Below are 18,129 nucleotides of genomic sequence, written 5' to 3' on the forward strand. Positions count from 1 at the left end.
GGACGATGCCCTCACTGCAGCGGAAGATCCAGAGCGTCCTCGACGCACTCGTTGAGAGCGGGGCCGAAACCGGGTTGCAGGTGGCCTGCTACCACCGCGGTGCCCTTGTCGTCGATGCCGTCGCCGGAGTGGCCGACGGCCAGACCGGGCGCATTGCGACCAAGGAGACCCCGTTCTTCAGCTTTTCTTCCGGCAAGGTCATGACGTCGCTGATCGCTCACCTGCTCGTCGGGACCGGTGCCGTCGGATACGACACCCCGGTGGCCGACCTTTGGCCGGAGTTCGGTGCACGCGGCAAGGCGACTGCGACTCTTCGACACGTGCTCACGCACTCGGCCGGAGTGCCGGCGATGCCTCGGGACATCGGTCCCGCCGACCTGACGGACTGGTCGCGGGTGTGCGGCGCGATCGCCGGCGCCGAACCGCGATGGCGGCCCGGGGCCGAGACGGGGTATCACTCGTTCACCTACGGCTTCCTCGTCGGCGAGGTCGCGCGTCGGGCCACGGGCAAACCGATGCGGCAGCTCTTGGACGAGTGGGTCGCCATGCCCTTGGGGGTCGCCGGTGACCTGTACTTCGGTGTTCCCCGCGCCGAGCTGGCCCGGCTGGCGCGGCTCGAAGACGCCGCTCCTCCCCCGGTCGCGCCACCTGACGATGGTGCCGTTCTCGCGCCCTGGGAGCTGCAGCCGACCGCGGCCATGGGAAACAGCCGCGAGATCCTGCAGGCGGACGTCCCGTCCGTCGGGACGTTCACGGCGCGGGGAATCGCTGCGGTGAACGCCGCTGTCCTGGATGGTCGGCTCATCGATTCGCGCCAGTTGGCGGAGTTGACGGCGGTGGCCTTCGAGGGCACTGACCAGGTCTTCGGTAACCATGTACGGCTGGGGTTGGGCTATCCGCTCGGCCGCGTCGGCACTCGGCCGGAGGAGACGCCTACCGCGTTCGGCTGGGTCGGTGGGGGCGGCAGCTACGTCTATGCCGAAACCGCCTCCGGCGTCTCCTTCGCGATGACCAAGACCCGTCTCACTCCCCACTTCGACACCGCGCGGCGGCTCGCGGACCTGATCGCGGCCGAGATCAGGTCGTGAGGTCGGTGAAGCGGAGGGCGTTGCGGACGGCGGCGCCGCCGGGGTCGTTGTTGAAGTAGACGTAGGCGTCCTGTGCCCCATCGAGTTCGTCGGCCCAGCGCCGGAGGGTCTCGTCGTCGTACTCCGGCCAGGGTTCGGCGGGTCCCTCGTGGAAGCGCAGGTAGAGCCAGTCGGCCGTTCGCCAGAGGGGTGTCTGCGCCTCGCCGAGTCGGTCGGTCCAGCACAGGGCCGCTTCGTGGTGTTCCAGGACGCGGCGGGTGTCGTCCGTCCACCAGGACGGGTGGCGGGGTTCGACGGCGACGCGGGTGCCGTCCGGGAACCGGTGCAGGCACTCGGTGAGGCGGTCGGTGTCGGCCTGCAGGGTGGGCGGGAGCTGGAGCAGGAGGGGGCCGAGCCTGTCCCCCAGGCCGTGGGCGGCGTTCATGAGGCGCGCGACCGGCTCTGCCGGGTCCTTGAGGCGTTTCATGTGGGTGAGGTAGCGGCTGGCCTTGACCGCCATGACGAAGCCGGGCGGGGTGTTGTCGCGCCACAACTCGAAGGTCTCGTGGGCGGGGAGGCGGTAGAAGGCGTTGTTGTTCTCGACGGTGGTGAAGGTGTCGGCGTAGTGCCGGAGCCAGTTCCGTTGGGCGAGGCCTGGCGGGTACAGGACGTCGCGCCAGTCGGCGTACTGCCATCCCGATGTGCCGATGAGCACGGGCCCCTCCCCTGTCCGGTGGACGCGTGCGGGTGGTCATACCCGTTTGCGGTGGGGTTCCAGGGCGCGGATGTAGTCGACGAGGCGGACGCCGATCTCGAAGGGGATGTCGGGGCCGGTGAGGTCGGCGTCGGGCCAGGTTTCGGAGATGCGGCGCCAGGTGGTGCGGCCGAGGAAGGCGCCGGTGCGGGGTTCGTCGCCGAGGTCGGCGCGCCAGGTGGGTTCGGTGGTGAGCAGGTGGGTGAGGGCGGCCTGGTTGTCGGGTTCGGCGGGGTGTTCGGCGTGGAAGCCGATCTCGATGGCGTGGTGGTGGGCGCCGGGGGTGAGTGCGGCGGGGATGATCTGGGCTTCGTAGTGCTCGCGTTGGGGTGCGGGGTCGCCGAACCAGGCTTTGACGCCGTTGTGGCGGACGTGGATGTGGGGGTGGCCGAGGCGGGGTGGGGTGGATCCGCGGATGATCTCGCCGATCTGGTCGAACAGTGCCCGCTCCCCCATGTTGTCGATCTTAGGGGGGCGGCCGGAATACGCCGGAAAGGGATCACGGACCGGCGTTGTAGCTGGTTGATCGTCAGCGTGGCTCGGTCGGCGGGCCGTGGATGATGCGGTGGATGGTGGAGCGGCCGACGCTGTACTCGGTGGCCAGGTCGGCGAGCGACACCTCGCCTTCGGCGTAGCGGCGGCGGATGGACCGCCGCGCCGGCTCGGGGAGTTTGGGCTGCTTGCCTTTGAGCTTGCCGTTCCTGCGGGCCAGCGCCATGCCCTCGCGGGTGCGCAGGTGCCCGAGGTTGGCCTCGAACTCGGCGACCATCGCCAGGGTCTGCAGGAACAGCCGGCCGAACGGGTCGTTCCAGTCGTAGACCGATCCGCCGAGCCCGAACAGCACGCCTCGGTCGGACAGGTCGGTGAGGATCTGGTTGGCCTCGGCCATGTTGCGGGCGAACCGGTCGAACTTGGTGACGGTGAACACGCTGTCCGGCCACACCGCGGCCAGGGCCTGGTCCAGCCCGGCGCGGTTGCGGCGGGTGGTCCCGGAGAAGCCCCGGTCGATGTAGATCCGGTCGGCCGGGACGCTGAGCGCGAGCAGCTGCTCGGTCTGGACGACGACGTCCTGAAGGCAGCCGCCCGCCGGCGACGCTGGCCCTACTGCTGCGAGATGGGGCGGGGTGTGTCGATCTGCTTACGGCAAGAGCTTGGTGAGAAGGGCGCGAAGTTCCTGCGCGCGGTCCGGGCCGAGGACGTCGTCGATGTCGCGTTCCATGCTCTCCAGGGCTTCACGCACTACCGGAATGCGGGCGCGGCCGAGGTCGGTGAGCTGGAGGGCGTAGCGGCGCCGGTCGTGCGGGTCCTGGCCGCGGGCCACGATGCCGGCCTGGACCAGCTCCTCGACGAGCGATGCGGTGGCGGGCTCGGTCATGTGCAGGTATCGGGCCAGTTGCTCTTGCGGGCAGGGGGCGAGCCGTTCCAGCGCGGGCAGCAAGGCGAAGTGGCGGGTGCGCAGGCCGTGCGCGGCGAGCCGATGATCCCCAAGACGGCGCAGGCGGTAGTGGGCTTGAGCTATCAGGTGCTCGACGCTGTGGATGGCGGATGACCCGTCGTCGGCGACGAGCATCGTCAACAGCGCGGTGAGGCGCCGCCGTTCGAGGTCGGTGAGCGCGGCGGTGACCCGGGCGTCGCTGTCGGCGACGGCTTGGCGCATGTCGTCCAGGGCGGTACGGCCCGCCTCGGTCAGCGACAGCATGTAGGTGCGGCGATTGGCTGGGTTGCGGGTGCGGACGATATAGCCCGCCTCTTGGAGCCGATCGAGCAGCCTGACCATGATCGTGCGGTTGATGCCGAGTCGGTGGGCGAGGTCCTGCTGGGAGGGGGCGTCCGCGTCGGCGAGGATGTCGAGCACCACGAACTCGCGCGCTCGGGGGCCGTCCTGCACGGCGTGAGCGGTGACGGTCGTGAACGCGCGGCGCATCAGGTGACCGGTGGTCGCATGCAGCGGGCCGGATTCGTCGTCGACGACGTTTCCCGCCTGGTCGGGCACGAGCCTCACCTCCGGGCTTGATGTTAGCAGCCGATGCTTCTCTTGGTGACGGTTGCGTCAGCATTAGTTGGGATGTTGACAGTTGGAGGAGTGCAGATTTAGATTCCAGGTGCCGAACCAGCGAGAGGTCCACGATCATGCACACTGCCGCCGTCCTCGACTCCCACCTCGCCTACACAGAGACCGGGCAGGGGGAGTCGCCCGTGGTGTTCCTGCACGGCAGCCCCACCTCGTCCTACATCTGGCGCAACGTCATCCCGCACGTCGCCGATCGGGCCAAGGTCCTGGCCCCTGATCTGATCGGGATGGGCGCCTCCGGAAAGCCCGACATCGGTTACCGCTTCGCCGACCACGCCCGCTACCTGGACGCGTGGTTCGAAGCCATGGAGCTGAAGGAGGCCGTCCTGGTCGGTCACGATTGGGGCGGCGCACTGGCCATGGACCGTGCCGCACGCCACCCCGACCAGGTGCGCGGCGTCGCCGTCCTGGAGACGTTCCTGCGGCCGCAGATGTGGGCGGAGCTGCCGCAGGACGTGATCGACCATTCCAAGGCGCTGCGCACCCCCGGGCTCGGCGAGCGGCTACTGCTGGAGGAGAATGCCGCCATCGAGTTCGCCCTGCCCCACCCGTTCGCCATCAAGACAGGCCTCAGCCCAGAGGACCACGACGTCTACCGCGCGCCCTACACCGACCCCGCGTCGCGCCTTCCACTGCTCCAGTGGCCTCGCGAGATTCCCTACGACCGCGAACCGGCCGATGTGGCCGAGCGCATGGACGCCTACGGCGAATGGCTCGCCGGCAGCCCCGAGGTGCCCAAACTTCTCCTCACGGTCGAGGAGGGTGTCGGTATCGCCTCCCCCGAGATCGTGGACTGGGCCCGCCAGAACATCGCCGCACTCGAAATCGAAGGGATCGGACCCGCCGGCCACCAGGCCCCCGAGGACCAGCCCCACGCCATCGGCCAGGCCATCGCCGGCTGGCTGAACCGCCATCACCTCATCTGAGCCGACCCGGCGCAGCTGCAACGCCACCAACACGACCAGCAGCTCGCCAACATCCGCCGTATCTACGGCCCGGAGAAGGAAGCGCTGGGAGTCCTGGCCATCGAGATCGAACTGGTCACAGACCACCCCTCCTGAGCGCACACCCGGATCGGAACGACCATCCGCGCTATGCCGACGCCACCAGGCCCGCTAACGCGACTTTTCGTTCCGATGCTGGTCGACCCCCGTTTCGGGCGGTGCGGATCGCGGGGTCGGTGACTTCGCCGGGCGCATGGTGTCCGGTTCCTACAAGACCGCCGTCCATTGCGTGGATACGTTGACCTGCATGAACCTATCTCCAGACCAGATCTTTCGACCTGGTGAGCATGCGTATGACCAGGAGCGGGTGGGGCTCAACCGGGCTGTGGAATCGCGTCCGGCGTGCGTGGTCGGCGTGGCCGGTGAGCAGGACGTAGTCGCCGCCGTGCGGATGGCGGTGGCGCAGGGCCGGGCTGTCGGCGTGATGGCCACCGGCCACAGCCCGTCGGTGGCTGCGGACGGCGCCGTGCTGATCAACACCGGGCGGCTGAACGGTGTCGAGGTGAACCCGCAGGCCAGGTCCGCCTGGGTGGAGGCAGGGACGCGGTGGCGGCAGGTCGTGGAGCGGGCCGCCCCGCACGGCCTGGCGCCGCTCAACGGCTCCAGCCCCAACGTGGGCGCGGTCGGGTACACGACCGGCGGTGGCGCGGGCCTGCTCGGCCGCCGCTTCGGCTTTGCCGCCGATCACGTACGGCGGCTGCGCGTGGTCACCGCCGACGGCCGTCTGCGCGAGGCCGGCCCTGGGAGCGACCCCGATCTGTTCTGGGCGGTGCGCGGCGGCAAGGACAACTTCGGCGTCGTCGTCGGCATGGAGATCGAGCTGTTCCCGGTGTCGCGGCTGTACGGCGGCGGCCTCTACTTCCCCGCCGATGCCACCGGCGACGTCCTGCACGCCTACGCCGAATGGACCCGTTCGCTACCGGAGCACATGGCCTCCTCAGTGCTGCTGGCACAGAACCCGGACCTGCCCGGCGTGCCGGCGCCGTTGCGCGGCAGGTTCGTCACGCATGTACGGATCGCCTTCAGCGGCGCCGAAGGCGGAGAGGATCTGGTGCGGCCGCTGCGGGAGATCGGTCCTACCTTGATGGACACGCTGCGGGACATGCCCTACGCCGAGGTCGGCACCATCCACCACGAGCCCACCGATGCCCCCTACGTGGCCTATGACCGCAACGTGCTCCTGCACGAGATCGGCAAGGACGCGGTCGACACGCTCCTGGCCCACGCAGGACCGGACGCGCAGCCGCCGTTCATCACCGAGCTGCGGCATTTCGGCGGCGCCTACGCCCGCCCGCCCGAGATCCCCAACTGCGTCGGCGGCAGGGACGCGGCGTTCTCCCTCTTCACCGGCGTGACGCCCGCCCCCGGGAACCGGGAGGCGCGCGACCGGTTCCTGGCGGACCTGCGCCCCTGGAGCACCGGTGGCACCAACATCAACTTCGCCGGTGTGGAGGACACCGACCCGGCCATCGTCCGCACCGCCTACCGGCCCGGCGACTACACCCGCCTGACCGAGCTCAAAGCCGTCTACGACCCCGGCAACGTCTTCCGGATCAACTTCAACATCCCCCCGAAAGAGGCGTCGACATGACGGCGCGGCCGTATCCGCGCGCCCCGGCCGTTCAGGTCAGGGCCTCGCTCCGACGCGGTGCGGGGCCATGCCGGTGTCCTTGACAGTGGCGCCGCCGGTCCGTACGGCACCTCATCCCAACCTGCACACGACCACAGTCACGGGAGGAAGTCTTGCGGATCGGAATCGGGCTGCCCGCCGCCGTGCCGGACACGGACGCCACGGTCATCGGGCGCTGGGCCGCTGAAAGCGAGGAGCGCGGCTTCGCCTCCCTGGGGGTGATCGACCGGCTGGTGTACGACAACCTGGACCCGCTCGTCGCGCTGGCCGCCGCGGCGGTCCGAACTGAGCGCATCGAGCTGATGACCACTGTCCTCAACACCGGTTACCAGGGCAACCCCGTGCTGCTGGCCAAGCAGATCGGCTCGCTGGAGCGGCTGTGCGCCGGACGGCTGACCGTGGGCCTGGGCATGGGCGGTTGGCCCGAGGATTACGCCGCCAGCGATGTACCGGCGACCCGGCGCGGCGCCGCGTTCGAGGCGGGCCTCGCGGCGATGGGCGCCGTGTGGCGCGGGGAGACGACTGGAGCATCCGGCCCGGTCCCCGCCCTCTCTGAAGGCCGTCCCGGACTGCTCCTGGCCGGTCTGGTACCCGCCGGGTTCGCTCGAGCCGCCCGCCTGTCCGACGGTTGGGTGGCCCCGTCCTTCGGCCTGCGAACCCTGGAACAGGGCGTCGAGGCCGTCCACCAGGAATGGACCCGGGCCGCACGACCCGGACGGCCGCGCATCATCGTCGAGCGCTACTTCTGCCTGGGACCCGGCGCGGCCCAGACCGCCGAAGCCTACGTGGCGCACTACTACGGCCCCGACTACCTTCCTCACATCCAGCCCGACCTGCTGACCGGCCCCGACCGGCTACGCCTGGAGATCGACCGCCTGACCGCGGCGGGCGCCGACGACCTGGTACTGCTGCCCTGCTCGGGCGATCCCCGGCAGATCGGCCTGCTCGCCGATGCCCTCGACCAGACGCTCCGGACACCGGCCAAGGAGGCGGCGCCGTGAACTCCCACGACCGGAAAGATTTGGCCGGGGCCGACCTCACCGATCTGGTCAACGTTGGCCGGGCGGTAGCCGGCTACTTCGCCCGCGTCGGGATCACCCGCAGCGCACAGCTGACGGGCAGGGACCCGATCGAAGTGTACGAGCAGATGTCGGCCGCCTGCGGTGAGGCCCTGGACCCGTGCCTGCTCGACACCATCATGTCCGCCGTGGACCAGTCGGCGACGGCGAAGCCGAACAATCCATCACCCAAGCCCGCCGACTGGCCGCCCGGCGCGGCCAGTCCCAGTTCCGGTCCGAGCACGTCCTGTTCTGCCTGGCAACCGACTCCGGTGCTCGGCCCACCGCGTCCTCAATGACCTCGGGGTAGACGTCGCCCGGATCAGGAAGGAACTCGAGGAATGGATCCAGCCGGTTCAGCGACGGCACCGCCGCATCGGCCGCTCCAAGACCACCGACCGTGCCTGTTCCTTCTGCGGCTGCAAGGACCTTGGCCCACTCGTCGCCGGACCCGGTGTCTGGATCTGCGGCAGCTGCGCCCACACCGCCATCGAAATCCTCCGCGCCCAACCCCGAAGGCTCCGCACCGGATGACACCTGCGCCACACGTCACATCGAGATCCGCTGGTCAACGACCCCACCTGACACCATCCGCATCGCAACGGCCGATGGTGGTAAGGCACCAGTATCAAGCCCCAATCAGGTGGGCGGTGTACCGAACAGCACGCGGGGTTCCAGGTCCAGGCGGGTGGTGGGGTCTGGTCGGGTGGGGCGCGGTTGAGGGTCCAGCTGCCGAATCGGCGGATGGTGTGGGAGATGTAGGGCGAGACGGTGGCCAGGTCGTCGGTGTCGACGGGGTGGCCCTCGGCGGCCAGGGCGTTGGCGGCCTCGGTGATGTCGCAGGCGTTGGAGTAGATGACGCAGTTGGCGATCAGCTCGTTGAACTTCACCACCTTCTCCTGGTGGTCAGGGTCGTTGTGGCCGATGAGCTTGCCGCCGAACATCAGCCAGTCGGCGAATCCGTGGAAGGCCTCGGTGCGGTTGGTGATGGCGGTGATCTGCTCGCGCAGCTCCGACTCGGACAGATAGCGCAGCAGGGTGATGGTGCGGATCGCGCGGCCGAGCTCGCGGAAGGCCCGGTACAAGCGGTTCTTGCGCGAATGGTTGCCCAGCCGGCGCAGCAGCGTCACCGACGACAGCTTGTTCTCCCGGATGGAGACGCGGTGCGCAGCAGGTCGCTCCAGTGCGTCTCGATCAGCTTCCAGTCCACCGCCGCCTCGCCGAACAGGGTGTCGATGTGGCTGTAGCGGACGGTCTCGGTGGGCCGGAAGAACACCAGGTCGTGCCAGTTGCGGATGCGGGGCAGCAGGTCGAAGCCCAAAGGGCGCCGAGGCCGAAGACCGGCAGGGACTGGCCTTGGGTGTCGGCGTGGATGGTGTCGGGCTGGATCTCCGAGGCGTTCTTCAGCAGCCTTTCGATGATGTAGACCGCCTCCCACACCCCGCACGGGATGAAGTGGGAGAACAGCGCGATGTAGGTGTTGGACACGTGCCGGGTAGGCGATCCCGCCGTACCCGCCGTACCGGATGGAAGTCTCGGCCAGCAGGTTGTCCTCGCAGGTGTCGATCTGGGTGCCGTCGGCCGCCGCCGACTTGCCGTCCCCCCACACCGAGGCGACATCCAGCCGGTTGAAGTGGTCGATGACGTCGACCGACGCCGCGTCGATCTTGGACGCGGTGGTGTGCTTGTTGCCCGCCAGCGACAGTTCGTGCACACTGACCTGCCCGCGCATGTGCGCGTCGACCTGCGTCGGCCCCAGCAGGGTGCCGTGCGCGAACGCGGTCAGCACATACCGGCCCATCACGTCTCCCCGGATCTTGGGATCCGATCCGGACGCGGGACCGAAGTGGCGATGCCATCTCAGCAGGTAGGCGGTGCGGGTGAGGATGTCCAGCAGCGCCCGCTGCGGCAGCCGGTCATGGATCGCCGCCTCCAGCTGCTGCGCCGAGGGTCGCCGCTCGGCGCCCTTGCGGCGGCGCAGCACCGGACTGCCGCCCTCCAGCAGCAGATCGGTGTTGCCCGGATAGCCGGCGTCCACCGCCGCGGCGACGGCGGCGAGCTCGTCGCGGTAATGCCGGGTCAACGCGGACGCCTCGGCGGGGATCCCGGCCTGCGCGCAGAACGCGGGCACCAGCGGCCGGCACTCCTCCCACGACATGAGCTGGTCGTGCAGGTTGGCGTAGGAGTCCGACCCGGCCACCGCGATGTCACCAGAGCGCAGCTCGGCCGCCAGGTAGGTGAACACGCACACCTCCAGGTGGCGGCGCACCAGCATCCCCGGCCGCGCAGGGTCCCGGACGGTCTTGCGCCACTGCAGGGAGGTGAAGGCGTCGACGTCGATCGACAACGTCACCGCAACCGGCTTCCCATCCGGCCCCGGCCGCTGCACCACGAACTGCTCGGGCACCAGCGCGGCCTTGGCGCCGCGCAGCGCGGTCAGGAACTCCACCGCGTCCAGCACGCTGCGGTCAGCGCTGGTGGCCTCCAGCTCCACCGCCTCCACCAGGGTGAACAGCGCTGAGCGGTGCGAGCGGTAGTGCTGGTCCAGCAGCGGGAAGTAGTTGTTGCCGTGGTGCGCCGACACCGCCTCGTGCGCGGCCGTCAACGCCTCCACCCCGCCCGCCTGCTCCAGCGTCTTGAGCACCAGCCGCCCGGCGTGCTCGGCGGCCTGCCGCTCATCGACCCGCGCCCCCGGCACCGCCGCCGCGCCCACTCCGTCCGGCACCGCTGTACCGGCGCCTGTCCCGGCGCCCGCTTCCCGGGCCGCCGTCAGCACCTCGCCGAACACTCCCAGCAGCCGCTCGGACTCGGCGCGGTGCGCCTCGCGCAGCGCCTCCAGGTGGTCGCGGCCCCTCTTGTGGATTGCCGCGATCCGCTTGCAGAACATCGTCACCACGTCGTCGCGGACCCCGCTCGCGACCGTGTGCACGCCAGCAACGTCAACTGCTTGTCGGCGCCGACCTTGCGCATGTCGGCGGCGTCGGTGACCCGTGCCTGCCCGGCGAAGTGCGCGACCTTCCCGGCCGGCACGTCCTGCAGCCACACTCCGGTCGGACCGATCGCATCCAGGTCGGCCAGCAGCGCCGAGCGCTGCTTGAACTTGCCCAGCGATGCCGCCTTGGCCACGTCCTTCAGCCGGTCGAACTCGCTACGCCGACTCACCGGATCCACCACCAGCAGCCGCGCCAGCCGCGCCCTGGCCGACCGGTCCAGCCGCCCGGCGACCATCGCGAAGAACCCGGTGTTGACCTCCGCGCGGATCGAGGCGGCCATCGCGTCCAAGGTGGTGTAGCCCGGCAGCTCGCACCGTTCGCGGACCAGCTTCTCCAACGCCACGTTGATCAGGTCGGCCGGGTTGTCCTTGGACTGCACCGCCCGACGGATCGCGGCCTCGGCCACCTGCCGGACCCGGGCCGCCTCATAGGCCACCCCCAGCCGCTTGCGCACCAGCGCACGGTGCCGCTTGGCCGACGCCGAAGCCGCCTGCCGCAACGCCACCTCGTCGTCGGCCAGCCCGAGCACCTGACGCACATGACCCGCCACCGCCGCTGGGACCTCGGCCAGCTTCGGGAAGTACCCCCAGCCGCTGGTAGGACTTCAACCACACCACCAGCGCCAGCAGATGATGCTCATCATCCGTGCACGACCGCGCCCACTCCACCTCGGCACCCGTCGGCGTGAACGCCTCCGCCAACTCCCGCGCCGACAACACCCGCGCAAACCCCGGAAACGCGGTCCGATCGATCGAGGTCACCCACAACCCCAGGACCGGCGACAACCCGGACGCCGATCACCCTAACGATCAACCGTCAGGCCGCGATCCCTTCCGGCGTATTCCGGCTGTCCCCCTCTTACGGGGGTTCTGTCGGTGGTGGGGGGTAGCGTCCGGCGGGTGCGTCCTGCCGATGTTCAGCGTGTGTCCGTGGCCGAGTGTGTGGATCGCTATGCGGAGATGGTGCGTGCGAAGGCGTCGACGGGTGCGCTGGCGCCTGCGTCGGCGGAGGTGTATGTGCGGGACGTGGTGACGTTCGGGGCGCTGGCGGGTGAGGACCGGGTGCTGGACGATCTGACGGGCGAGGACGTCGATGAGGTTCTGCTCAGGTTCGCGCGTAAGCCTGATGAGCGGCGGCGCCGGGGGGCGCGGCCTGTGGGGGCGGGGGGTGCGCCGTCGCAGAGTGGGGCGTCGCAGGCGCGGTTCCGGCGTTCGGTGTCGGCGTTCTTCCGGCATGCGGTGGTGGCGGGGTGGGTGCAGTTGAATCCGATGCAGGCGGTGACGGTGCGGCCGAAGCAGCGGGGTGGGTTGCGGGCGGAGCGGCGTGCGTTGACGGTGGAGCAGGCGGAGGGGTTGCTGGGGGCGGCGCGTGGTCTGGCGGATGCGCCGGATGCGGGGGCTGGTGTGGTGCGGCGGCGTCCGGATCAGCGGACGGAGTTGCGGGACGGGTTGATCGTGTTGTTGCTGGCGGCGGTGGGGCCGCGGGTGTCGGAGTTGACGTCGGCGAATGTGGAGGATTTCTTCGTCAACGGGGGGACGCGGTATTGGCGGATCTTCGGTAAGGGCGGGCGGACGCGGGATGTGCCGCTCCCCCGTCCGGTGGCGGAGGTGCTGGACGCGTATCTGGCGCAGGGGCGGGGGTTGCTGGATCGGGGGCGGGAGCCGAAGGCGTTGCTGTTGTCGTGGCGGGGGCGGCGGTTGGCGCGGGGTGATGTGCAGGGGGTGATCGATCGGGTGTTGGAGCGGGTGGATGCGGGGCGGCGGCGGAGTGTGACGCCGCATGGGTTGCGGCATACGACGGCGACGCATCTTTTGGCGGCGGCGACGGACATGGACGCGGTGCGGCGGGTGCTGGGGCATGCGGATCTGTCGACGCTGGGTCGGTATCGCGATGAGCTTCCGGGTGAGTTGGAGGCGGCGATGCGGGTGCATCCGCTGCTGGGTCCGGTGGAGGGCCGGCGGGGTGGTTGATGCGGCGTTGGGGGTGCGTGAGTCGGCCGCGCAGGGGTGGTGTTCCTGCGCGGCCGTGGTGTGCGGGGGTCAGTTTTCGATGTAGGCGGCGAGGTGTTGGCCGGTGAGGGTGGAGCGGGCGGCGGCGAGGTCGGCGGGGGTGCCTTCGAAGACGATGCGGCCTCCGTCGTGGCCGGCGCCGGGGCCGAGGTCGATGATCCAGTCGGCGTGGGCCATGACGGCCTGGTGGTGTTCGATGACGATGACGGATTTGCCGGAGTCGACGAGGCGGTCGAGGAGGCCGAGGAGGTGTTCGACGTCGGCGAGGTGGAGGCCGGCGGTGGGTTCGTCGAGGACGTAGACGCCGCCGTCCTCGGCCATGTGGGTGGCGAGTTTGAGGCGTTGGCGTTCGCCGCCGGACAGGGTGGTGAGGGGTTGGCCGAGGGTGAGGTAGCCGAGGCCGACGTCGGCGAGGCGGCGCAGGATGCGGTGGGCGGCGGGGGTGCGGGCGTCGCCGGTGGCGAAGAACTGTTCGGCTTGGTCGACGGGCATGGTGAGGACGTCGCTGATGTTCTTGCCGCCGAGGGTGTAGTCGAGGACGTCGGCTTGGAAGCGTCGGCCTTCGCATTCCTCGCAGGTGGTGGCGACGCCGGCCATCATGGCGAGGTCGGTGTAGATGACGCCTGCGCCGTTGCAGTTGGGGCATGCGCCTTCGGAGTTGGCGCTGAACAGTCCGGGTTTGACGCCGTTGGCCTTGGCGAAGGCCTTGCGGATGGGGTCGAGGAGTCCGGTGTAGGTGGCGGGGTTGCTGCGTCGTGAGCCGCGGATGGGGCTTTGGTCGATGGAGACGACGCCGGCGCCTTTGGGGATGGAGCTGTGGATGAGGGAGCTCTTGCCGGAGCCGGCGACGCCGGTGACGGCGACGAGGACTCCGAGGGGGATGTCGACGTCGACGTCGTGGAGGTTGTGGGTGTTGGCGCCGCGGATCTGCAGGGTGCCGGTGGGGGTTCGGAGGTCGGTCTTGAGGGGGGTGCGGTCGTCGTAGTGGCGGCCGGTGATGGTGCCGCTGGTGCGCAGGCCGTCGACGGTGCCTTCGAAGCAGATGGTGCCGCCCGCGGTGCCGGCGGCGGGGCCGAGGTCGACGACGTGGTCGGCGATGGCGATGGTCTCGGGTTCGTGTTCGACGACCAGGACGGTGTTGCCCTTGTCGCGCAGGCGCAGGAGGAGGTCGTTCATGCGCTGGACGTCGTGGGGGTGCAGGCCCATGGTGGGTTCGTCGAAGACGTAGGTGACGTCGGTGAGGGATGAGCCGAGGTGGCGGATCATCTTGGTGCGTTGTGCCTCGCCGCCGGACAGGGTGCCGGAGGGGCGGTCGAGGGAGAGGTAGCCGAGGCCGATCTCGACGAAGGAGTCGAGGGTGTCGCCGAGGGCTTTGAGGAGTGGGGCGACGGAGGGTTCGTCGAGGGCGCGGACCCAGGTGGCCAGGTCGCTGATCTGCATGGCGCAGGCGTCGGCGATGCTGATGCCGTTGATCTTCGATGAGCGGGCGGTGTCGCTGAGGCGGGTGCCGTCGCAGTCGGGGCAGGGGGCGGAGGTGACGGCGCGGTCGACGAAGGCGCGGATGTGGGGTTGCATCGAGGCGCGGTCCTTGGTGAGGACCGATTTTTGGATTTTGGGGATGAGGCCTTCGTAGGTGACGTTGACGCCTTCGACCTTGACCTTGGTGGGTTCCTTGTGGAGGAGGTCGTGGAGTTCGGTGGGGGTGTAGTCGCGGATGGGCTTGTCGGGGTCGAACAAGCCGCAGCCGCGGAAGATGCGGCCGTACCAGCCGTCCATGCTGTGGCCGGGGACGGTGAGGGCGCCCTGGTTGAGGGAGAGGGTGTCGTCGTAGAGGGCGGTCAGGTCGAAGTCGTTGGTGGAGCCGGTGCCTTCGCAGTGGGGGCACATGCCGCCGGTGACGCTGAAGCTGCGGCGTTCTTTGACGGTCTTGCCGGCGCGTTCGAAGGCGACGGCGCCGGCGCCGCTGATGGAGGCGACGTTGAAGGAGAAGGCCTGGGGTGAGCCGATGCGGGGTTCGCCGAGGCGGCTGAACAGGATGCGGAGCATGGCGTTGGCGTCGGTGGCGGTGCCGACGGTGGAGCGGGTGTCGCCGCCCATGCGCTGCTGGTCGACGATGATGGCGGTGGTGAGGCCTTCGAGGACGTCGACGTCGGGGCGGGCGAGGGTGGGCATGAAGCCCTGGATGAAGGCGCTGTAGGTCTCGTTGATCATGCGTTGGGATTCGGCGGCGATGGTGCCGAAGACCAGGGAGCTCTTGCCGGAGCCGGAGACGCCGGTGAACACGGTGAGGCGGCGCTTGGGGAGCGTGACGTCGACGTCCTTGAGGTTGTTCACGCGTGCGCCGTGCACGCGGATCAGGTCGTGGCTGTCGGCGGCGTGGGGCGCGGGCGGGTGTGCGTCCGTGCTCGTGGCCATGCTCATCGTGTCGTGTCTCCCTGTGTGGGGCGTGGCGGTGGCACCTGTCTACCCGATCGGTGGTGCGGGTGTGGTGCTGATGGGTGTCAGGTTAGGGGCGGGGTCGGGGTGGGGGCTTCTCGATTCCTGATCGGTCTGGTGACCTGTTTTTCCAGGCAGGACGGTACGCCGGCGGCGGTGCCGGAGGAGGTGGGTCCGGCGTCGGCTGCGGCGTCGGCGGCTTGGCGGCGGTAGGCGCCGGGGGGCATGCCGACGAGTTCGGTGAATCGGGTGGTGAAGGTGCCCAGGGAGGAGCAGCCGACGGCGAAGCACACGTCGGTGACGCTGAGGTCGCCGCGGCGCAGCAGGGCCATCGCTCGTTCGATGCGGCGTGTCATCAGGTAGGAGTAGGGCGATTCTCCGTAGGCCTGGCGGAACTGGCGGCTGAGGTGGCCGGCCGAGATGTTCGCGCCGCGTGCCAGTGCCTCGACGTCCAGGGGCTGGGCGTACTCGCGGTCGATGCGGTCGCGGACGCGGCGCAGCAGCGCGAGGTCGCGCAGGTGGTGGGGGTCGGCGGGTGTGCTGGTCACGTGGGTGATCGTGCCATGGGGGGCGGGGTGGGGCGTGCGCCGGGGCCGGGTCTGGTCGCCCTGCTCCCCCAGGTCAGCGGGCTTGCGGGGCGGGCAGGCGCGGCGCGGTCAGGCGGGGCGGAGGGTGCGGGCGAGGGTGTAGGCGGCGTGGAGGTCGGTGCCGCGGTAGTCGAGGGCGGCGATGCCGGCGAGGTGGTGGTCGGCGTTGACGGCGACGGTGTTGGTGAGGTGGCGGAACAGGGGGGCGTCGGACATGGAGTCGCCGTAGGCGGTGCACTGGTCGGTGGTGAGGCGGTGGCGGGCGAGGAGGTCGTCGGTGATGCGGACCTTGTCGTCGGGGGTGAGGATTCCGGTGGGGTCGAGGGTGCCGGTGAAGGGCATCGGGGGGAAGCGGGAGGCGACGACGTCGTCGAAGCCGTGGTCGAGGAGGTGGTGGGCGAAGAAGTCGGGCGACATGGTGATGACGGCGGAGTGTTCGCCGCGGGCGCGGATGTCGGCGCAGACGTCGGTGATGCGGGTGAGCCAGGTGGCGGCGCGGTAGGCGGTGGCGACGAGGGCGGGGGTGAGGTGGCGCCACAGGCGGTGGATCTCGGTGGAGAAGCCGCGGGTGTCGAGGGTGCCGGCGGCGAAGCGGGCTTCGAGGTCGTGCAGTTCGGGGAGGGTGCCGAGGTGGCGGGCGATTTCGAGGTTGGCGGTGGTGCCGGTCAGCAGGGTGCCGTCCATGTCGAAGATGTGCAGGTGTCCCACAGGGTGTGAAGTGTGGTGGAGGCGGCGCCGGGACGCGAATCGTTTTCCGGGCGTGGTCGTTGCCGGGCGTGGTCGGGTGGGAGGTCGCGTGGGGTGGGGGTCGTTCTTTGTGGTGAGGGCGGGGTCGTCCTTGGTTCTTGAGGGGGCGGGCTGCTCCCCTGCCGAAAGTCGGGGGTGAACGGGGTCTTATGCGGGATCCGCCGGGTGGTGGTGCTTCCTTAGCGTCGTGCCCATGGACGGACTCATGGGCGTGGTGGACACGGCGGTGACGTCGCCGTGGTTCTATCTGGTGCTGTTCGCGGTGGCGGCGATCGACGGGTTCTTCCCGGTGGTGCCGAGCGAGAGCATGGTGATCACTGCGGGGGTGTACGCGGCGTCGGGGCAGCCGGAGTTGGCGCCGGTGGTGGTGCTGGCGGCGGCGGGCGCGTTCCTGGGTGACCATGTGTCGTACTTGGTGGGGCGCCGGGCGGGTGGGCGGCTGGTGCGGGGGGCGCGGCCGGGGACGCGGCGGCATGCGGCGTTCGGGTGGGCGCGGCGGACGATGGCGGAGCGGGGCGGGATGATCCTGGTGGTGGCGCGGTACGTGCCGGGCGGGCGGACGGCGGTGACGTTGACGATGGGGGCGGTCGGGTACCGGCTGCGGTCGTTCTCGCTGTTCGCGGCGGTGGCGGCGGTGTCGTGGGCCTTGTACGGGGCGTTGCTGGGGTATGTGGGCGGGGTGGCGTTCGAGGACGATCCGCTGAAGGGCGTGGCGGTCGGGCTCGGGTTGGCCTTGGGGGTGACGGGGGCGGTGGAGGCCGTGCGGTTCGCGCGGCGGCGGCGCGGGGCCGTGGACGCCGGGCCGGAGCGGTCGGAGCCGGGGCTGGGCGAGCGGAGGCCGGCCGCACGAGTGGGGCCAATGCCCGGCGAGTGATCCCCCTAAGGTGAAAGGGTTGTCCTCCTGTGGCCGGTAGGTGAACATCAGCGGGTTTTTCGGTGTCTGACAGATGACGGGCACGGGGCCGCTGCGAGCGTGAGGGAGAGCATGGGAGCGCCGGATTTCAGCGCCGATCTGTACCGGGAGATCACCGAGTTCGCGCAGGGCACGCCCTCGTGGGTGCATGAGGCGGCGGACGTGGGCACCGACGCGGGGCTGCTGCTGTTCGCGGTGCTGTTCGTGGTGGGCTGGTGGCGGGCCCGGGGCCTGGAGGCGCGGGCGATGGGGCTGGCGCTGGCGGCGCCGTTCGCGGTGGTGTCGGCGTATCTGGTGAGCGAGGTGTCCAAGAGCTTCATCCAGGAGGAGCGGCCGTGCCGCGCGGTGGCGGGTGCGGTGCACATCGCGGCGTGCCCGGCGCAGGGCGACTGGTCGTTCCCGAGCAACCACGCGACGATCGCGGCGGCGTCGGCGGCGGCGATCGTGGTGGCGTGGCGGGCGATGGCGCCGCTGGTGCTGCCGCTGGCTGCGCTGATGGCGTTCTCGCGGGTGTTCGTGGGCGTGCACTACCCGCATGATGTGGCGGCGGGGTTCCTGGTGGGCGTGGTGGTGGCGCCGACGGCGGCGCTGGTGCTGGTGCTGGCGGCGCGGCCGCTGGTGGAGGCGCTGCGGGGCGTGGCGGCGGGTGCGGTGCTGCTGGGGGCGGGTCCGTTGGCGGCGCGGGGGCCGGGTCTCGAGGTGCCGCTGGGGTCGCCGCGGCCGCGGGCCGCGATGGCGCCGATGGCGGGCGCGGTCGCCCCGGTGGACGACGCGTCGGTGACGATGCCGGACGTGATGGGCGGCGTGCCGCCGCGTCGGGGTCCGCTCCGCTAGCCGGTCGTCGGGCCGGGGCAGGGTTT

General features: G+C 70.4%; 16 protein-coding genes and 4 pseudogenes. 9 read left to right on the plus strand and 11 right to left on the minus strand.

The features are described 5' to 3' along the window. Positions 1 to 5 precede the first annotated feature (5 nt). Positions 6 to 1,088: a serine hydrolase domain-containing protein gene (locus tag BJ999_RS21865; protein ID WP_179835020.1), complete on the plus strand. Its 1,083-nt coding sequence runs from the start codon at positions 6 to 8 to the stop codon at positions 1,086 to 1,088. Here BJ999_RS21865 and BJ999_RS21870 read toward each other — a convergent pair. The 4 genes and pseudogenes from BJ999_RS21870 to BJ999_RS21885 form a co-directional block, all read right to left on the minus strand. Next, entirely contained in the window at positions 1,078 to 1,782 is a 705-nt protein-coding gene (locus tag BJ999_RS21870) for a DUF72 domain-containing protein (RefSeq protein ID WP_179835021.1), read from the minus strand. The two genes, BJ999_RS21865 and BJ999_RS21870, sit on opposite strands and share 11 nt — an antisense overlap. A gap of 36 nt (positions 1,783 to 1,818) precedes the next feature. After that, on the minus strand, positions 1,819 to 2,277 hold the full coding sequence (locus BJ999_RS21875; RefSeq protein ID WP_179835022.1) for a hypothetical protein: 459 nt from the start codon (positions 2,275 to 2,277) through the stop codon (positions 1,819 to 1,821). A 73-nt stretch (positions 2,278 to 2,350) separates the two neighbouring features. Continuing rightward, positions 2,351 to 2,875 (minus strand): annotated as a pseudogene (locus tag BJ999_RS21880) (recombinase family protein); the annotation flags it as partial. Between the two features lie 84 nt (positions 2,876 to 2,959). Beyond that, complete coding sequence (locus BJ999_RS21885) at positions 2,960 to 3,814, minus strand: MarR family winged helix-turn-helix transcriptional regulator (protein WP_229810638.1); 855 nt, start codon at positions 3,812 to 3,814, stop codon at positions 2,960 to 2,962. Between the two features lie 137 nt (positions 3,815 to 3,951). Here BJ999_RS21885 and BJ999_RS21890 point away from each other — a divergent pair, with 137 nt between their 5' ends. The 5 genes from BJ999_RS21890 to BJ999_RS44035 all read left to right on the plus strand — a co-directional run bounded on the left by BJ999_RS21890 (position 3,952) and on the right by BJ999_RS44035 (position 8,118). After that, the gene (locus tag BJ999_RS21890) at positions 3,952 to 4,818 is read left to right on the plus strand and encodes a haloalkane dehalogenase (RefSeq protein WP_179835024.1); all 867 of its coding nucleotides are present in this window, start codon (positions 3,952 to 3,954) and stop codon (positions 4,816 to 4,818) included. A gap of 325 nt (positions 4,819 to 5,143) precedes the next feature. Continuing rightward, on the plus strand, positions 5,144 to 6,487 hold the full coding sequence (locus BJ999_RS21895; protein ID WP_179835025.1) for an FAD-binding oxidoreductase: 1,344 nt from the start codon (positions 5,144 to 5,146) through the stop codon (positions 6,485 to 6,487). A gap of 152 nt (positions 6,488 to 6,639) precedes the next feature. Then, positions 6,640 to 7,527 (plus strand): LLM class flavin-dependent oxidoreductase, encoded by an 888-nt coding sequence (locus tag BJ999_RS21900; RefSeq protein ID WP_179835026.1) that lies wholly within the window; start codon positions 6,640 to 6,642, stop codon positions 7,525 to 7,527. Further along, positions 7,524 to 7,883: a helix-hairpin-helix domain-containing protein gene (locus BJ999_RS41380; RefSeq protein WP_218935170.1), complete on the plus strand. Its 360-nt coding sequence runs from the start codon at positions 7,524 to 7,526 to the stop codon at positions 7,881 to 7,883. Before BJ999_RS21900 ends, BJ999_RS41380 begins: the two co-directional genes overlap by 4 nt. 76 nt (positions 7,884 to 7,959) lie before the next feature. Continuing rightward, entirely contained in the window at positions 7,960 to 8,118 is a 159-nt protein-coding gene (locus BJ999_RS44035) for a ClpX C4-type zinc finger protein (protein WP_373292874.1), read from the plus strand. A gap of 254 nt (positions 8,119 to 8,372) precedes the next feature. Here the strand turns inward: BJ999_RS44035 and BJ999_RS44040 are convergent. The 4 genes and pseudogenes from BJ999_RS44040 to BJ999_RS44050 all read right to left on the minus strand — a co-directional run. Then, positions 8,373 to 9,204, minus strand: a pseudogene (locus tag BJ999_RS44040) (Tn3 family transposase); the annotation flags it as partial. After that, positions 9,089 to 10,471: pseudogene (locus BJ999_RS44045) on the minus strand (Tn3 family transposase); the annotation flags it as partial. The pseudogenes BJ999_RS44045 and BJ999_RS44040, both read right to left, overlap by 116 nt. Before the next feature lie 2 nt (positions 10,472 to 10,473). Beyond that, the gene (locus BJ999_RS41395; protein ID WP_244984340.1) at positions 10,474 to 11,148 is read right to left on the minus strand and encodes a DUF4158 domain-containing protein; all 675 of its coding nucleotides are present in this window, start codon (positions 11,146 to 11,148) and stop codon (positions 10,474 to 10,476) included. Between the two features lie 10 nt (positions 11,149 to 11,158). Continuing rightward, positions 11,159 to 11,338: pseudogene (locus BJ999_RS44050) on the minus strand (DUF4158 domain-containing protein); the annotation flags it as partial. Positions 11,339 to 11,476: 138 nt separating this feature from the next. On the opposite strand from BJ999_RS44050, the gene BJ999_RS21915 reads away from it, so the two are divergent. Beyond that, entirely contained in the window at positions 11,477 to 12,547 is a 1,071-nt protein-coding gene (locus BJ999_RS21915) for a tyrosine-type recombinase/integrase (RefSeq protein ID WP_179835028.1), read from the plus strand. A 69-nt stretch (positions 12,548 to 12,616) separates the two neighbouring features. On the opposite strand, the gene BJ999_RS21920 is transcribed toward BJ999_RS21915, so the two are convergent. The 3 genes from BJ999_RS21920 to BJ999_RS21930 form a co-directional block, all read right to left on the minus strand. Further along, positions 12,617 to 15,007, minus strand: a complete 2,391-nt coding sequence (locus tag BJ999_RS21920) for an ATP-binding cassette domain-containing protein (protein ID WP_179835029.1) — start codon at positions 15,005 to 15,007, stop codon at positions 12,617 to 12,619. 80 nt (positions 15,008 to 15,087) lie between these two features. Next, positions 15,088 to 15,570, minus strand: coding sequence for a helix-turn-helix transcriptional regulator (locus BJ999_RS21925; protein WP_179835030.1), 483 nt, complete (start codon positions 15,568 to 15,570; stop codon positions 15,088 to 15,090). A gap of 108 nt (positions 15,571 to 15,678) precedes the next feature. Next, complete coding sequence (locus BJ999_RS21930) at positions 15,679 to 16,317, minus strand: HAD family hydrolase (protein WP_179835031.1); 639 nt, start codon at positions 16,315 to 16,317, stop codon at positions 15,679 to 15,681. Between the two features lie 232 nt (positions 16,318 to 16,549). Here BJ999_RS21930 and BJ999_RS21935 point away from each other — a divergent pair, with 232 nt between their 5' ends. Then, positions 16,550 to 17,230, plus strand: a complete 681-nt coding sequence (locus BJ999_RS21935) for a DedA family protein (RefSeq protein WP_229810639.1) — start codon at positions 16,550 to 16,552, stop codon at positions 17,228 to 17,230. A 111-nt stretch (positions 17,231 to 17,341) separates the two neighbouring features. Next, positions 17,342 to 18,103, plus strand: a complete 762-nt coding sequence (locus tag BJ999_RS21940) for a phosphatase PAP2 family protein (protein ID WP_179835032.1) — start codon at positions 17,342 to 17,344, stop codon at positions 18,101 to 18,103. The last annotated feature ends 26 nt before the right edge of the window (positions 18,104 to 18,129 follow it).

This window comes from Actinomadura citrea (assembly GCF_013409045.1).
GTDB classification, from domain to species: domain Bacteria; phylum Actinomycetota; class Actinomycetes; order Streptosporangiales; family Streptosporangiaceae; genus Spirillospora; species Spirillospora citrea.

What these genes read in the sequence shown, in the direction of transcription:
- BJ999_RS21940 (WP_179835032.1), top strand. Translation starts at nt 17,342, where the DNA reads ATGGGAGCGCCGGATTTCAGCGCCGATCTGTACCGGGAGATCACCGAG.
- BJ999_RS21890 (WP_179835024.1), top strand. Translation starts at nt 3,952, where the DNA reads ATGCACACTGCCGCCGTCCTCGACTCCCACCTCGCCTACACAGAGACC.
- BJ999_RS21875 (WP_179835022.1), bottom strand. Translation starts at nt 2,277, where the DNA reads ATGGGGGAGCGGGCACTGTTCGACCAGATCGGCGAGATCATCCGCGGA.
- BJ999_RS21865 (WP_179835020.1), top strand. Translation starts at nt 6, where the DNA reads ATGCCCTCACTGCAGCGGAAGATCCAGAGCGTCCTCGACGCACTCGTT.
- BJ999_RS21935 (WP_229810639.1), top strand. Translation starts at nt 16,550, where the DNA reads ATGGACGGACTCATGGGCGTGGTGGACACGGCGGTGACGTCGCCGTGG.
- BJ999_RS21920 (WP_179835029.1), bottom strand. Translation starts at nt 15,007, where the DNA reads ATGAGCATGGCCACGAGCACGGACGCACACCCGCCCGCGCCCCACGCC.
- BJ999_RS21895 (WP_179835025.1), top strand. Translation starts at nt 5,144, where the DNA reads ATGAACCTATCTCCAGACCAGATCTTTCGACCTGGTGAGCATGCGTAT.